15 protein-coding genes and 1 pseudogene are annotated in these 14,224 nt (G+C 55.6%); 12 read left to right on the forward strand and 4 right to left on the reverse strand.

The features are described from left to right. The first annotated feature begins 225 nt into the window (after positions 1-225). Both adh and AFE_RS08090 read left to right on the forward strand, forming a co-directional pair. A complete protein-coding gene (gene adh / locus AFE_RS08085) occupies positions 226-1,746 on the forward strand; it encodes an aldehyde dehydrogenase (RefSeq protein ID WP_012607209.1) in 1,521 nt (506 codons plus the stop codon). 76 nt (positions 1,747-1,822) lie between these two features. Continuing rightward, positions 1,823-2,194: a DUF779 domain-containing protein gene (locus AFE_RS08090; protein WP_012607210.1), complete on the forward strand. Its 372-nt coding sequence runs from the start codon at positions 1,823-1,825 to the stop codon at positions 2,192-2,194. A gap of 628 nt (positions 2,195-2,822) precedes the next feature. On the opposite strand, the gene AFE_RS08095 is transcribed toward AFE_RS08090, so the two are convergent. From AFE_RS08095 to AFE_RS16785, 3 genes and pseudogenes are all read right to left on the reverse strand, one after another. Then, positions 2,823-3,356, reverse strand: coding sequence for a carboxymuconolactone decarboxylase family protein (locus AFE_RS08095; protein WP_012607212.1), 534 nt, complete (start codon positions 3,354-3,356; stop codon positions 2,823-2,825). Between the two features lie 417 nt (positions 3,357-3,773). Further along, the gene (locus tag AFE_RS16780) at positions 3,774-3,998 is read right to left on the reverse strand and encodes an FMN-binding negative transcriptional regulator (RefSeq protein WP_009568528.1); all 225 of its coding nucleotides are present in this window, start codon (positions 3,996-3,998) and stop codon (positions 3,774-3,776) included. Positions 3,999-4,087: 89 nt separating this feature from the next. Beyond that, positions 4,088-4,339, reverse strand: a pseudogene (locus AFE_RS16785) (hypothetical protein); the annotation flags it as partial. Here AFE_RS16785 and AFE_RS08105 point away from each other — a divergent pair. From AFE_RS08105 to AFE_RS08145, 8 genes are all read left to right on the forward strand, one after another. Further along, positions 4,234-4,689 carry an SOS response-associated peptidase gene (locus AFE_RS08105; RefSeq protein ID WP_235826643.1) on the forward strand — a complete coding sequence of 152 codons (456 nt, stop codon included), beginning with the start codon at positions 4,234-4,236 and terminating at the stop codon, positions 4,687-4,689. The pseudogene AFE_RS16785 and the gene AFE_RS08105 overlap by 106 nt on opposite strands. Before the next feature lie 97 nt (positions 4,690-4,786). Then, positions 4,787-5,029 carry a hypothetical protein gene (locus AFE_RS08110; protein WP_146778651.1) on the forward strand — a complete coding sequence of 81 codons (243 nt, stop codon included), beginning with the start codon at positions 4,787-4,789 and terminating at the stop codon, positions 5,027-5,029. Then, positions 5,019-5,498: a LexA family protein gene (locus AFE_RS08115; RefSeq protein WP_009566315.1), complete on the forward strand. Its 480-nt coding sequence runs from the start codon at positions 5,019-5,021 to the stop codon at positions 5,496-5,498. The genes AFE_RS08110 and AFE_RS08115 overlap by 11 nt, the downstream gene beginning before the upstream one ends. 7 nt (positions 5,499-5,505) lie before the next feature. Then, complete coding sequence (locus AFE_RS08120; RefSeq protein WP_012607217.1) at positions 5,506-6,789, forward strand: Y-family DNA polymerase; 1,284 nt, start codon at positions 5,506-5,508, stop codon at positions 6,787-6,789. Positions 6,790-6,926: 137 nt separating this feature from the next. Further along, positions 6,927-8,039 (forward strand): J domain-containing protein, encoded by a 1,113-nt coding sequence (locus AFE_RS08125; RefSeq protein ID WP_041646053.1) that lies wholly within the window; start codon positions 6,927-6,929, stop codon positions 8,037-8,039. Positions 8,040-8,244: 205 nt separating this feature from the next. Further along, the gene (locus AFE_RS08130; RefSeq protein WP_012607219.1) at positions 8,245-10,179 is read left to right on the forward strand and encodes a potassium transporter Kup; all 1,935 of its coding nucleotides are present in this window, start codon (positions 8,245-8,247) and stop codon (positions 10,177-10,179) included. Between the two features lie 85 nt (positions 10,180-10,264). Continuing rightward, positions 10,265-10,624, forward strand: a complete 360-nt coding sequence (locus AFE_RS08135) for a HigA family addiction module antitoxin (protein WP_041646055.1) — start codon at positions 10,265-10,267, stop codon at positions 10,622-10,624. A 1,115-nt stretch (positions 10,625-11,739) separates the two neighbouring features. Then, on the forward strand, positions 11,740-12,522 hold the full coding sequence (locus AFE_RS08145; RefSeq protein WP_049759475.1) for a hypothetical protein: 783 nt from the start codon (positions 11,740-11,742) through the stop codon (positions 12,520-12,522). A gap of 293 nt (positions 12,523-12,815) precedes the next feature. Here AFE_RS08145 and AFE_RS15670 read toward each other — a convergent pair whose 3' ends face one another. Continuing rightward, complete coding sequence (locus AFE_RS15670) at positions 12,816-13,052, reverse strand: hypothetical protein (protein WP_235826642.1); 237 nt, start codon at positions 13,050-13,052, stop codon at positions 12,816-12,818. 318 nt (positions 13,053-13,370) lie between these two features. Between AFE_RS15670 and AFE_RS16515 the strand changes: the two genes are divergently transcribed. Together AFE_RS16515 and AFE_RS08155 are read left to right on the forward strand one after the other, a co-directional pair. Next, positions 13,371-13,541, forward strand: coding sequence for a hypothetical protein (locus AFE_RS16515; RefSeq protein WP_169302907.1), 171 nt, complete (start codon positions 13,371-13,373; stop codon positions 13,539-13,541). Beyond that, the gene (locus tag AFE_RS08155; RefSeq protein ID WP_012607224.1) at positions 13,531-14,058 is read left to right on the forward strand and encodes a hypothetical protein; all 528 of its coding nucleotides are present in this window, start codon (positions 13,531-13,533) and stop codon (positions 14,056-14,058) included. The genes AFE_RS16515 and AFE_RS08155 overlap by 11 nt, the downstream gene beginning before the upstream one ends. Positions 14,059-14,224 lie beyond the last annotated feature (166 nt).

Here is a 14,224-nt window from a genome sequence, read left to right on the forward strand (position 1 = left end):
TGTCGGGATTTGCAAGATTTCCTAGATCAATTCATATTGATGTGTGCCATTCCATGACAGTGTCACAAAATGACACGAAACATCTTTATGTTACAAAAACGGCATGATACTGGTTAATTAAATAAAATTATTAAGTTAAGTAATATTCTCATGCTGGCCCGCTTTCTGCATAAGGGTAGCAGGCCCGCTGTCCGTGGCGCAATAGACCAACCTGGAGGAAGAAGCATGATTTACGCAGCACCCGGCGCAGATGGCGCCAAGGTTAAATACAAGTCCAAGTACGACAATTTTATCGGCGGCAAGTGGGTTGCCCCGGTCAAGGGCCAGTATTTTGATGTAATCACCCCGATCAATGGCAAGAGCTACACGCAGGCTGCCCGTTCTACCGCAGAAGACATCGAACTGGCGCTAGACGCTGCCCATGCCATAGCGGACAAGTGGGGCAAGACATCCCCCGCCGAGCGCGCCAACATTCTTCTGAAAGTTGCTGACCGTATCGAAGCGAATCTCGAACTACTGGCTTATGCAGAGACCGTCGACAACGGCAAGCCGATCCGCGAGACCCTCAACGCTGATATACCTCTGGCAGTTGATCACTTCCGTTATTTCGCCGGCTGCGTCCGCGCTCAGGAGGGCGGTATCAGCGACATCGACGAGAACACTGTTGCTTACCACTTCCACGAGCCGCTCGGCGTTGTCGGCCAGATCATCCCGTGGAACTTCCCGATCCTGATGGCATCCTGGAAGCTAGCTCCCGCACTTGGCGCCGGCAACGTGGTGGTACTCAAGCCAGCCGAATCGACCCCAATCAGCATCCTGATCCTGGCAGAGTTGATCGCCGACCTACTCCCTCCCGGCGTGCTGAACATCGTCAATGGCTATGGCCGCGAGGCTGGCATGCCGTTGGCCACCAGTAAGCGCATTGCCAAGATAGCCTTTACCGGTTCGACTACTACGGGTCGTGTCATCGCCCAGGCAGCCGCCAACAGCCTAATCCCGGCGACGCTGGAACTTGGGGGCAAATCGCCCAACATCTTCTTCGCCGATGTGATGGATAAGGACGACAGCTTCCTCGACAAGGCCATCGAAGGCCTCGTGCTGTTTGCCTTCAATCAGGGCGAAGTCTGCACGTGCCCCTCGCGCGCTCTGATCCAAGAATCAATCTACGACAAGTTTATGGAACGCTGCCTGGACCGCATCAAGGCTATCAAGCAGGGTAATCCTCTGGACACCAACACGATGATCGGAGCCCAGGCGTCCAAGGAACAGTTGACGAAAATCCTGTCCTATCTCGACCTCGGTAAGCAGGAAGGCGCTCAGGTGCTGATCGGTGGTTCGCAAGCGATTGTAGACGGTGATCTCGACGGCGGCTACTACGTCCAGCCGACCCTATTCAAGGGCCACAACAAGATGCGCATCTTCCAGGAGGAAATTTTCGGGCCAGTGCTTGCTGTAACTACCTTTAAGGATGAAGCTGAAGCCTTATCTATCGCCAACGATACGCTTTACGGTCTCGGTGCGGGTGTCTGGAGCCGCAACGGCAACGTCGCCTATCGCATGGGCCGTGCCATCAAGGCCGGGCGTGTCTGGATTAACTGCTACCACGCTTATCCGGCGCATGCAGCCTTCGGCGGTTACAAGGAGTCGGGCATAGGTCGCGAGACCCATAAAGTGATGCTCGACCACTACCAACAGACCAAGAACCTGCTGGTCAGCTACGCCGAGCAGAAACTGGGCTTCTTCTGATCCCCTTCATTGCCGGGGCACAACGTCAAGGCGACTTGCGGGGGCGGGCAATCGCTCCCACTTTTGAAAAGGTGAAATGATGGTTGATAAGGTCACCGCGACGGAAGCCACTCTGGAACTCATCGAGTTCCTCAAAAAAAAACACGGCAACGAATTGATGTTCCACCAATCTGGCGGATGCTGCGACAACAGCGCTGCCAACTGTTACCTCTCTGGCGAACTCACCATTGGTCCTGGCGACGAATACCTCGGAGCTATTGGTGGATGTCCCTTTTACATGAGTAAGTCGCAGTACGAATACTGGAAGCATACACAACTCATCATTGACGTTATCGATGGCCATGGCGGGACGTTCTCCCTTGAAGGACCTGAGGGGAAAGCCTTCCATACGCGTTCAAGGGTGTTTACTGATGAGGAGTTGGCCGAATTGAGTAGTGCAAAGAACTAACTTAATCACGTGGCAGGCATTCCAGATATCAGTATCATAAACAGCAGGTTGTGGCATACAGTCCGCGTACTGAATCCTATCCAATCCCAGCAAGTTACGCTCAACATCATTCTCAATAGCCTAAGCAAGATGACATTTGAATCATCTAAAATGGGAACATCAGCCGTGTCTCAGCAGACACAATGTACCGGATGATGCCGTTAGGCAGGCCAAAGCAGTACAGGTTGCATGCAGTAACGCATAGGGCAGGGCCAGAGACTGGATGCCAAGGCCGAGGCGTACTGAATGACCGCGGGATAAAAACCTCTCTCTTCCTCCGATAACGAGAGACGTAACAATCAGAGTCAGGCCGGTATGGTTCAACTCAGAAAGGAGAACGCCACCGATTAAATACCGCGTAAAAATGGCTACCCGCTCCACAAAGTCAAAATGGGAGGTGTATCAGTTTTAAATCGCTGCATGCAGGACGCAGGAAAAGTGTGTCAGTTTTAAATCGCCGTTGACATCGCAAGTCAGGCCATTGAGCGGCAGTTCCTGCAAGTTGTCCTACACCAGGCGCAAGGGGTGCTACGTTTTTGGCGTAAGCCACAATGGCACCCCCCGCCAAGGGCGCGCCAGATCAGGATGCTCAAAAATCTCGCTCTACCTTGAAGGCATTGATGATGACATCTGCCATCTGATTGCGGGCGCCATGCACCACCGCGTCCAGGACATCACTTTCCGTCCAGCCGTGGGTAAGCACCGTCTCCACATCTTCCCGTGTCAACAATACCGGTGTCTTCACGGCCTTGAGCACCAGCAGAAGCATGGCCCTGTCCCGGTCACTCAAGGGTGCCGAACCTGGGTCTCGCTTGGTGGCTGCCACCGCTTCAGCGCTTTGGCCCAGATGGTTGATCAGCATGGCCTCATTAAAGCCTACACAGTAATCGCAGTGGTTGGCCTGGGAAATCAGCATTCGGATAGTGGCCAACAACGCCGCTCCAAGGCGGGGATGGTGGCGGTAGTATTGGATGCCCTCCCACTGTTGGGCGAGAAGCGCCGGGCTCGATCCGTATACTTGTAAGACGGCAGGAACCCGTCCGAAAGCACCTTCAATTTCCTGGTACAGATCGGCGGTTTTACCGGATGCTTCTTCCGGCGTGATGATTTGCAGGATGGTCATAGATATCTCCAATTGTACGTCCATGTGCGCGATTGCGCATACAGACTAGTCGGTATGAACTGCGTTTACAAGCGTTGGGTTATGAGGCGCGCACCCTGTTTACGGGCAGAACAATGGGTCCGGAAAACCTACCTGCAGTATCATCAAAGGAGCATCTCGTCACTTTTGCACGCGGCACGAATGAGTACTTTCATCGCATCGGCATCATCATGGCTCAATTGCTCCATATGCGTCATACACTCCCGCGATTTCGGTGGGGTTGATTCTGACTCACCTTCCATTTACCCAGCAGACGGCTAACCGAAATTGCTATTGCCGACTACCTGTTCGATGAGCCACTCAGTGAGGTCGGTAGGGGTGCATCCGCAACCCTGCAAGTCACTGCAAAACTTTGCTCCTGCTGCCGCGTGAGCGCGGTCATCTGTTTACGCACCCAAAGGGGTCATCCCTGATTTGCATAGGGCCCCAAGCATGGACGACGGCATAGTTCCAGGTAGGTACCACCTTGCCGGTTTCCACCTTGGTCGCGTACCCCGAGGGGCTGATATCGTGTTGCGGCCCCTGGAAGATGGCCAACACCTCGCTGTTCGAGGGCACTTCCCGCCAGAGCGGATTAGCGCGGGCCACATGTCCCTGCAGCACCGGTTGCGGTCCTTCACCATGCACACGGGGTACAAGGGAATACGATTTGCCTCCAGACCATTGCCGCCCATACTGACCAGTGTTGCGAGGGGATAACGCTGAATCAGTGTCCGCAGGATTTCCGGGCGGTTTTCTGCAAATGGCTCAGGACAATACCAGTTCGGCCTCCTGTCATTCCATGTTCGGCGCTTCAGACTCACTTGCGCACAAAACCGCAGCGGGCGGACAGGCGTCAATGGGATTGGCCACCCAGCCGCTGTTTCGGGAGGCCTTTCGCGCGAGACGGGCACTGGTGCCGGCGGACTGGTATTTCGAGTGGCCCTTTGTCCCCGAAGACCCATCTGAAAAGCATCCCATGCTCATCCGGGCGCAAGACCATCGTATTCTGGCGCTGGCCGGGATATGGGACCAGCACACCACCGCAGAAGGTCAGACCGAGGAGACCTTTGCCATCATTACCGTCCCCGCCCAGCCTGCCTTGCAGCACATCCACCAACGTATGCCTTTGGTGCTGGATCGCAGCCATTGGCCGCTCTGGTGGCATCCTCATGCGCGGCGGACTCATCTGGAACCCTGTTTTCAGCCTGCAGACTTTTCCTGGGAAAGCTTTCCGGTCTCTCCGCAGGTGAACAGCACCCGTTACGATGCACCAGAAGTGATTTTGCCTTGGGACGGGACGATCCCGGACTGACGGAATGGCCAGAGAATGCCGACGATGGGAGGACACTTGCGTGCCGTTGACTAGGTGCTGTATAAATATATAGTACATGGCTACAGAGCGCATTCAGATGCAGACAAAGAACGCGAAACCCATCCAGAAGTTCCAATGGCTGCTGGTCCTGATTCTGGCGCCTTTGTGGGCCGGCTGGCTGGGCCATCAATCTCCACGCTATGCGGCCGGGAATGGTGCCATATTTCAAAACGCCCGCCAGGTCACCTGGACGCGTGCCTCGAGCCCCAGGACGACAACGCCCGCAGCGCAACAAAAAGGGGATGGCCGCCAGGATGGGAAGCCGCGCCATGCACTGTGATCCGATTCCCATACCGCAGGGTATATTCGGCGCCAACGGCATGGTGGCCACATCGCCCCAGGCAGTGGGCGGCTGGCATCGTGGCGGTACGCTACCGTTCATGGTGTCGCGGATTGCCGCGGGTTTTCCGTCTCCTGCCGATGGCTATGTCGAACAACAGATCGATCTGAATACCCATCTGATCCAGCACAGGGAAGCGACTTTCATCCTGCGGGTTTCCGGCTGGTCCATGCGGGACGTGGGGATATTCGATGGCGACGAGATCCTTGTGGACCGGGCCATTACCCCGGTGGATGGCAAAATCGTGGTGGCGGCCATCAATGGCGATCTCACCGTCAAACGCTTGCGCCGGATCGGCAGTGCCGTACATCTGGTGGCGGAAAATCCCGAGTTTCCCACGATCATCCTCAAAGAAGGGGAAGAACTCTGCATCTGGGGTGTCGTGACCCGGGTGCTGCATCGCGTCTGAGGCCCGCATGGCCATTGCCCTGGTAGACGCCAATAATTTTTATGTTTCCTGCGAACGGGTATTTCGCCCGGATCTGGAAGGGCGGCCCGTGGTGGTGCTCTCCAATAATGATGGCTGTGTCGTAGCGCGCTCGGCGGAAGTGAAGGCCTTGGGCGTCGCCATGGGCACACCGTGGTTTCAGTTGCAAAAACTGGCCAGGCGGGAAGGAATCATCGCCTTGTCGAGCAATTACAGCCTCTATGCCGATATGAGCAATCGCATGATGGGGATTCTTTCGACCTTCAGTCCCATTCAGGAAGTCTACAGTATCGACGAATGCTTTCTGGATCTGAGCGGCTTTGCGCAGGATCGGCTATCCCAATTGGGGCAAGCGGCCCGGCAGAGAGTCCGGCAATGGGTGGGATTGCCGGTCGGGGTAGGCATTGCAGCGACCAAGACGCTCGCCAAACTCGCCAACCATGTCGCCAAGAAGAGGCCGGAATATGCGGGAGTCTGCGTGTGGGACGATCTGCCTGAAGGGGATCAGCGGCATCTCTTGCAACAATTGCCCGTTTCCGAAGTCTGGGGGGTGGGTCGCCAGTGGACCACACGATTGCAGGAGACGGGCATTCAGACGGTCTGGGATCTCCGGCAAGCGGACCCCGCGCTGATGCGCAAGCGCTTCAGCATCCTCATGGAACGGAGCATACGGGAACTGCGCGGGGAACCTTGCATCGCCATGGTGGAAATCCCGCCGCCCCGGCAGGAGATTCAATCCTCGCGTTCCTTCGGCCGCCCGGTGACCAGCGCGGAGGAATTGGGCGAAGCGATCAGCCTGTATACCGTAAGGGCCGTCTATAAACTGCGTCGTCAGGGTTCAGTGGCCGGTGCCCTGCGAGTGTTTATCCACACCAGCCCCTTTCAGGCCCGTCTACCGTCATACCATGCCACGAGAACCGTCGCCCTGAATCGTCCCAGTCAGGATACCCGGGTGTTCCTGCAGGCCGGCCGTATCGCACTGGCGGATATGTATCGGTCGGGATTTGCCTATGCCAAGGCGGGGGTGCATCTCCTGGAGATCACTTCGGCGGATGCCTTGCAGGCCGACCTTTTCCTGTCGGCCGAAGAGGAGGCGCGTGCCCATCGACTAATGACCACGCTGGACCGGGTGAATGCGCGTTTTGGCACCGGCACCCTGCAGCCGGGCGTGGCCGGGCTGCAGGAACCGCGTGGATGGGCCATGAAACGCGGCAACAAGTCTCCTGCCTACACGACACGATGGGCGGAACTGGCCAGAGCAACACTGGAGTAACCGGGATCAACCCCTATGGGATCAAAGACAACGCGCGGGGAGTGGCGGGTCCGGGAAGCGGCGTTTGCGCCATGAAAGAGCCTCGGCGTAGACTGGTGTCTTCCCTCTTTCCCTGTTCCCTACCACAGGATATCGGCATGCCCCCCTTACGACTTCCTGCACGGCTGATGATGCAACCGGAACGGACTGACGCCCCTCTGTCGTCGGAACAAAAGACTTTTCACCGGCTCAGCCAGCAGATTGCCAAAGTCCGGCAACAGATGAGCGATTGGGAGTCCGCTATGGAGGTGACGCGACAGCGTGTGCTCAAGGACCTGCTGCCGTTGCGGGATCAGCATCTGCAATTGCGTATTCAGCTGCTGGTTCAGCTGGACAGCATCAGCCTGACCCAGAAACTCGGGAAAGCGGATAGCGAGACTCTATCCCAGATGATCGCCCAATTGGCCGAGAACCTCATGACGGAATCTTCCGATCCACAGTTGCAGGAAATATATGATCGGCATGGCGGCCCTGATGCAGAAGAACAGGCCATGTTCGCCGAGATGAAAGCGTCCATGGAGGATTTTTTCAACCTCAACCCCGAAGCTGCTGGGGCGGGTGCGGAAAATGGACCTTCAGAAAACCCAGAAGCATGGACGGAAAGGGAAAGGCGCCAAACGCAGGCACAGCGGGAACGTCAACGTGCCCGACCCAAAACGGCCCGACAAAAGGCGGAAGAAGCGCGTCAGGCAGAACAGGCAGGGCAGATCCGCGAGTCCTTGCAGAGCATCTATCGGCGCTTGGTCAGTGCCGTGCATCCCGACCGGGAAGCGGATCCGATCCTACGTGCTCAGAAAACGGCGCTGATGCAGCGGATCAATCAGGCCTATGGGGAAAATGATCTCCTGCAACTGCTGGCTCTCCAGCACGAGTTGGGCCTGATGGATGCGCAAGCCATTCATCATCTAGGCGATGCGCATTTGAAAAAGTATAACCAAGCCCTCAAGGAACAACTCGCGACCTTAAAAGGTAAAATGCAGGCACTTCAGCAGCATCTGGCCGGCAATCTCGGGGTACCCCCTTTTGCGATACACTCACCGCAGGCCCTGTCGCGGGATCTTCAGGAAACCATCCAGGCAACCCGACAGGCCATGAGCGGGTTACGACTGGAGATGAAACGACTTGCGCAACCCGTCTACCTCAAACGCTGGATAAAGACGGCTCGACGCGAAATGGCCTTGCAACATTGCATAGAGGATGATTTTTTCTGACGCGACGGTCACAGCTACAAAATCGTGCCCATATCACGGGGTGAATGGACGGTATGCAGCGCGCTTGGGTGACGTTTATTAGGCATAGCATGTATATGCAGCTTCTGGATATCGGTCCAGAAGCTTTTTAGGAAAAACTTGCTCGTGCTTCTTGATGGCAGGTTATGGCGGAATTCTCCGCCGCCAGTCTTTTCATGAGGATGTTATGGCTGATCAGAAGAAACCCTTGCAGGGTGGTGCAACCCTTCCGCTGATGGCCATGGCCGCTCTCGGTGTGGTTTTCGGGGATATCGGCACGAGTCCGCTGTATACTCTCAGCGCCTGTCTGTCCGCCATGTCCCTGCAACCTACCGCGGTAAATCTCCAGGGTATCCTCTCCCTGATTTTCTGGACCCTGGTGCTGGTCGTGAGCGTCAAATACGCCTGGGTGATCATGCGGGCGAGCAATCAAGGCGAGGGCGGCGCCATGGCGTTGACCGCTTTGGCCTCTCATGCAACCGGGCACTCCAATCGATTGCGCTGGTGGATACTGAGTATCGGGCTTTTGGGCGCGGCTCTTTTTTACGGAGATGGTGTCATCACGCCGGCCATTTCAGTGCTGTCGGCTATAGAAGGCATGGAGGTCGCGTCCCCCGCATGGAAACCATTGGTTATCCCTCTGGCGCTGGGCGTGATCATTGGACTTTTTATGGTCCAGCGTCGCGGGACAGCGGCCATCAGCCACCTCTTTGGTCCGAGCATGCTGGTATGGTTCCTGCTCCTTTTCGGCTCGGGGCTCACCTGGATCGTCGCAGATCCGCAGGTGCTGATTGCGCTCAACCCGTGGTACGCTCTGCAATTTTTCGGAATACACGGCATCGGCGGGTTGGTAATTCTGGGCGCCGTCGTCCTTGCCGTCACAGGGGCGGAGGCCCTTTATGCCGATATGGGTCATTTTGGTGCGCGGCCTATCCGCATGGCCTGGTATTTTCTGGTGCTGCCTGCTTTGGCCCTCAACTATCTCGGCCAAGGCGCCTTGCTGGAACTTGATCCATCAGCGATCCAGAATCCTTTTTTCATGCTTTTCCCCGCCTGGGCAACCATACCCATGGTGGTGATATCTGGCATCGCCACAGTGATCGCCTCGCAATCGGTAATTTCCGGAGCCTACTCGGCGACACGACAGGCGCTGCTGTTGGGATATTTGCCACGGCAGGCCATCATTCACACGTCGGCATCCGAACGCGGACAGATTTATCTCCCCCTGCTTAATTGGCTGTTGATGGTGGCGGTTATCGTGGTGATCCTCTGGTTCAGGTCTTCGAACGCGCTGAGTTTCGCCTATGGTACGGCGGTTACCGGCACCATGTTGATGACCACCATCCTGGTCTTCTTCGTCGCCCGCCACAGTTGGAAATGGTCGTTGTGGAAAGCGGGCCTGTTCTGCGGTTTCTTTGTCCTGCTGGACGGCGTTTTTTTCGGCGCGAATCTGCTGAAATTCGTAGAGGGGGGATGGTTTCCTCTGGCAATCGGCCTGGCGGTATTCACCACCATGTCGACATGGCGCTGGGGACGAGGAATTCTCGCCAGCAAACTGTACCCGGATACCCTTTCGGTGGAAGACTTTCTGAGCAGCGTCACCCCTGGCGATCCTATCCGTGTCCCGGGCACTGCGGTATATCTGACCATGCGCGAGAAGGCCATTCCGCATGCCTTGCTGCACAACCTGAAACACAACAAGGTGCTTCATGAACGAGTCGTCATCCTCACCATCAAATTTGAGGAGGAACCCCGCGTCCTTCCCGCGAACCGCGTGGTAGTGCTGGATTACGGGCAGGGGGTGCGCCGACTCACCGCCCGTTATGGATTCATGGAACACCCAGACATTCCTGAGATTCTGAAATCTGCTGAAAATTCAGACAACCTATGGAATCCGTTGGATACCACGTATTTCGTTTCTCGCCAACGGGTCATTCCGACCGCCAAGGCGTCGCTTTCTTTATGGAGAGAACACCTGTTTGCCATCATGCTCCGCATTTCCGCCAATGCCACCGACTTTTTCCGGCTCCCGCCCAATCTGGTGATGGAACTGGGAGATGTTGTCGAGTTTTCGCATAAGGTCCCCGATGCGCCAAAGAAGGAAAAGACCACACAGCAATAGCAGACCAACTCCACTTGTTGCGAAGCTCAGGCCGTGGGAACCTATGCCTACAACGCGCAGAGCCCGGACTGGATGGAGGTATATCGTGAGCATTCGTGTGGAAGAGATCGAAAAGATGGATTTTTCCGATGTGGCGAATTTGCGCGCAGGTCGGTCTGTCCCCATTCACCCCGGCGAAATCTTGCTGGAAGATTTTCTGAAGCCGATGGGTATCACCCAGTACCGTCTAGCCAAGGAACTCTGCGTCCCGCAGCTCCGTATCGGGGAGATCGTGATAGGAAAGCGGGCTGTTACCCCGGATACCGGGCTGCGGCTGTCCCAGTTTTTCGGGATGAGCGACGATTTCTGGGTGGGCCTGCAAATCGATTACGACCTTGCCGTGACGCGCCACGCCATGCAGGCAGTTCTCAATAAGATTCAACGATACGACGTTCATGCGGCGTAACGACCAAGATCCACTGGTAACGACTCCGGCAGGATGAGTTTGCCACACTCTGGGCAGGTGGACTGAAAGGCTATATTGCAGCGGGAGCAGTCATTCACAAATTTGTGGTTAATGAATTCTCGCGGTCAGATCTACGGGGTTTCAAATGGACGCGATGAACGTGTCGCTAATTGACCTGGATGTCGAGACCGGTATCGCAAAACCACCTACCGCAGCAGGTGGTCATGTCAGTTGATCCGTGCCTTGTAGTTCATCAATTGCCCAAGAAAATCTTTTGGTTTTCGAGCCCGAGCCGAAGTGATGTCTGAGCGTAAAAAAGAGTTATATAGCGGCGTTGCATTTAAACATTGAAACCGCTAGGTCCAAACTTCATGTAGCCATATGGAAACAGTTTGTGCTGGAAGGAAAAGGCAATGTTTTTAGATTGTTATATCGTGCAACGGGGTTTGGATCCAAATATTATGTAGCCAAATTGGAACAGGTACGGCAACATATTGTTCTGTATTTCTTATCGGCATAAAGTTTGCATGGCACTCTTGATAACACCAGTTGAGGAGGCTTTCATGAATAAATCAATTATTATGTCACTGATCACGCTCGGCACGATGGGCATGGCTAGTTCTGCCTTTGCCGCATTACCCTCTACAGGCCCGGCGGCCCCCACGGCCCCCCTGCCACCGATTGGATCAGGACCCGCAGCGCCACTACCTGGCAGCGGACCGGTAGCCCCGACGCCAATTGGTGCCCCGATGCCCTCCGCCCCAGCCCCAGCGCCATTACCCAGTCCTAGCTCTTATGCTGCTACACCGGCGCAACCAAATGGTTCTGGTAACCCTGCGACCCCAGCCATGCCGGGAAATCCCAAAGCCTACAATCAGGTGATTACCCACCGGCGGGGGTATGATGACAACAATGGTATGATGCGAGGAAATGTTGGTCCAGTTCATGCGATGCGACCCGACATGGTGCGACCCGACATGGTGCGACCCGAGGTAGGTCGCCCCAATATTGTTCGGCCCAATATCGGGCGCCCACATTTTCCGCACTAATTTCAGCCAGTCCATAGTCGGCAGGGGGGTTCCCTGCCGCAACTAAATAATCATAAGGAGTATACCGTGCGCTGGAGCCATTTTGTGATCATCTCTTGTCTGGGAGTAGGGGGGGCTGGTATCGCCCAAGCCGCTCCTCAATTCACCGTCGGTGATATGCCCTCATTTTTTCAAGGTTCTTTTGGAACTAACAGCACCTTGAACATTTTTTACAATGATACCTACTTTCAATACCAGAACAGCACGCTGCGCCTGAAACTCGAGGTGCCCTACCTTTCAGTGAGTGGGCTTCCCAATGGTGCCTCCCTTTCTGGAGGAAGCGTGGTGAGCCGTAAAGGCGTTTCTACACAAACCCACAGTGCGAGCGGTATCGGAGATGTCTGGCTAGCAGCCCATTACACCGTGCTACAAAGTAGTGGGCTGATGCCCGCGATCGTGCCCTTTGCCAAAATCAAGTTCGGCACGGCATCCGCCTCACAGGGGCTCGGTACCGGCAGGAATGACTATGAAATCGGCATGGGGCTGGACGAAACTATTGGCGCCCGGATTTTCCCTTTTGCCCATATTGCCTATCGTTTCGTGGGCAACCCCCCTGGCAACAACCTCCAGAATATTTGGACCTATAACATTGGCTCTAGTTATCTCGTTGATGAGCATAACGTCCTCACCGGGATGTTTGATGGGGCGCAATCGGAACAGCCAGGGTATTCCGGCCCGGCAGATCTGGTTGTCGCCTGGAACTACAATGTTACCCGTGCAGGTAGCGGATTCCAGCTATACTTCGACAAGGGTCTCAGTAACGGTAGTCCAGACTTCGGGATCGGGATAGGTGGGCAAGTGGTATTCTAACCGTAGAACTGTCCCGACAGTTGGTTTACTCTGCACCACCCCAGTCTTCTAAAGAACGCCACAGTTGGCAGGAATGTGGCGTCATCAGCAAACATCTCCCGGCTGCTGTGGTTATTGAACTGCCGTTCAGGCCGGCCCCGACTACCAGAATCTTGCCGCTGATCATGGAGTAGCCCGTTTCAATGACGGCACCAAGTCTTGGTGTGCGCATCCTTTTTCAAGGCATGTCAGTAGTCAGGCGCCTTCATTCTCTCTGGGTTCCGCAATCAATCAGGTTCTGGAGCAACGACCCGTCAAAGCCAGAATACCACGACTTTCTGTGGCTTGCCCCCTTGCCTGCGGATGCGCTGCTCAATGTGCCCCGTGATCTCTCCGCCGGTGTCCAGCTTTTGCAGTACGGCATCACGGTTGCCGTCTTTACGATAGAGCCAACCGATAGGCGTTTTCGGGTGCCCCCCAAGCCATATCCCCACCGCATCCCGATCATATGGGTTGGCTGTATCCCGAGCAATCCGAACCTGGTTATCCAAAGGGATACCAGACAGGCCAGAGGCTTCAGGGAACGCCTGGTTTAATGCAAGATTTGAAATTCGTCGCATGGTTACCGGCTATAGCTTACGGCACCGGCCACCGGAGCATTGGCCCCGGTCCCGTTGCAGCCTAATGTTGCCATGCAGGCTTTTGGCCGACTGTAGAGCAGTTGCAAAAGCAACTTTGAACATTGAGCTTTCCTCCAGATCAGAACCCGCTTGGGTATAGATCGAAGGATCTGGAGATGCCTGAAGCGGCGCACCCGCGTCCGATCTATACCTGGCCAGGAGTCGGACTCAGAGCAAGGGGAGGGGGGGGTGAACTACGAAGAAATTGAAGTTCCAGACGCGCTGCTTTGCGAGTCAGCATTTACCGAGGACAGGGCGCCAGACTTGCTCATTGCTGCGGCCTGGGCCATAAACGGGTATCGTTGCTCCGCTGAACATTTGCAGCAAGAAGAGCCACAGGAAGATGTTGATGTGGGTTGAATCATTGGGTTACACGATCCCGCAAGACCTGCGTAAAGAGCTTTCCTTGCTTGCCGACTTGCTTCCGGAGCAAAGCCCTTTGCCATATGCAAAGGCCAGACTCCTTGTGCTGTCGTGGAGCAAGCTCGGCGAGGAAGCCCTGGCCTGGGCCGGAGCAAACCTGGTCATCAAGATTGATCCAGCCCTCTACGAATCTGGAGATCCGGCATACGGCCCCAGTCCCATGCAGGCAGTGAACCGATCGGTTGACCTTTGGAAGCCGTTCACACATGAACACTGGCGAGAACATGTGCGAGAAATGAGCCTGTTCGACCTGGCTGTTTACCTGAAACTGAAGGTGGGAACGTGGGGAACGACGCCGATAGCCCGCCGGCGGCATGTCACAAAAGATCGGCTTGATGGTCTTGGACTTGGGTGTCAGATTCACCCTGCCAACTCGACTACCTCGCTCTTCATATGTGGCGAGCGATCGCTGCTTGAGATTGTTGAATTAGACCTTGCGGACCAGATCAAGTGATGTTTTGCGCACCACTTTAGAGCGGCTGGCCATGTCGGATTTGTACCGCGCGGAGGGACATTGGTGGTGTGGGCCGGAGCGCAGATCTGCTTAGTAGTGACGGCAGAGGTTGAGTGCATTCTGAGTGCAATTTGTTGCACTCTACTGGCTGTCAACGCCTTTCAGT

This window comes from Acidithiobacillus ferrooxidans ATCC 23270 (assembly GCF_000021485.1).
Classification (GTDB): Bacteria; Pseudomonadota; Gammaproteobacteria; order Acidithiobacillales; family Acidithiobacillaceae; genus Acidithiobacillus; species Acidithiobacillus ferrooxidans.

Bases quoted from the DNA above. Each gene is read 5' to 3' on its own strand.
- adh (WP_012607209.1), top strand. From the start codon at position 226: ATGATTTACGCAGCACCCGGCGCAGATGGCGCCAAGGTTAAATACAAG.
- AFE_RS08090 (WP_012607210.1), top strand. From the start codon at position 1,823: ATGATGGTTGATAAGGTCACCGCGACGGAAGCCACTCTGGAACTCATC.
- AFE_RS08120 (WP_012607217.1), top strand. From the start codon at position 5,506: ATGGCCATTGCCCTGGTAGACGCCAATAATTTTTATGTTTCCTGCGAA.
- AFE_RS08095 (WP_012607212.1), bottom strand. From the start codon at position 3,356: ATGACCATCCTGCAAATCATCACGCCGGAAGAAGCATCCGGTAAAACC.
- AFE_RS08155 (WP_012607224.1), top strand. From the start codon at position 13,531: ATGTGGGTTGAATCATTGGGTTACACGATCCCGCAAGACCTGCGTAAA.
- AFE_RS08110 (WP_146778651.1), top strand. From the start codon at position 4,787: ATGCAGACAAAGAACGCGAAACCCATCCAGAAGTTCCAATGGCTGCTG.
- AFE_RS08105 (WP_235826643.1), top strand. From the start codon at position 4,234: ATGGGATTGGCCACCCAGCCGCTGTTTCGGGAGGCCTTTCGCGCGAGA.
- AFE_RS08115 (WP_009566315.1), top strand. From the start codon at position 5,019: ATGCACTGTGATCCGATTCCCATACCGCAGGGTATATTCGGCGCCAAC.
- AFE_RS08130 (WP_012607219.1), top strand. From the start codon at position 8,245: ATGGCTGATCAGAAGAAACCCTTGCAGGGTGGTGCAACCCTTCCGCTG.
- AFE_RS08125 (WP_041646053.1), top strand. From the start codon at position 6,927: ATGCCCCCCTTACGACTTCCTGCACGGCTGATGATGCAACCGGAACGG.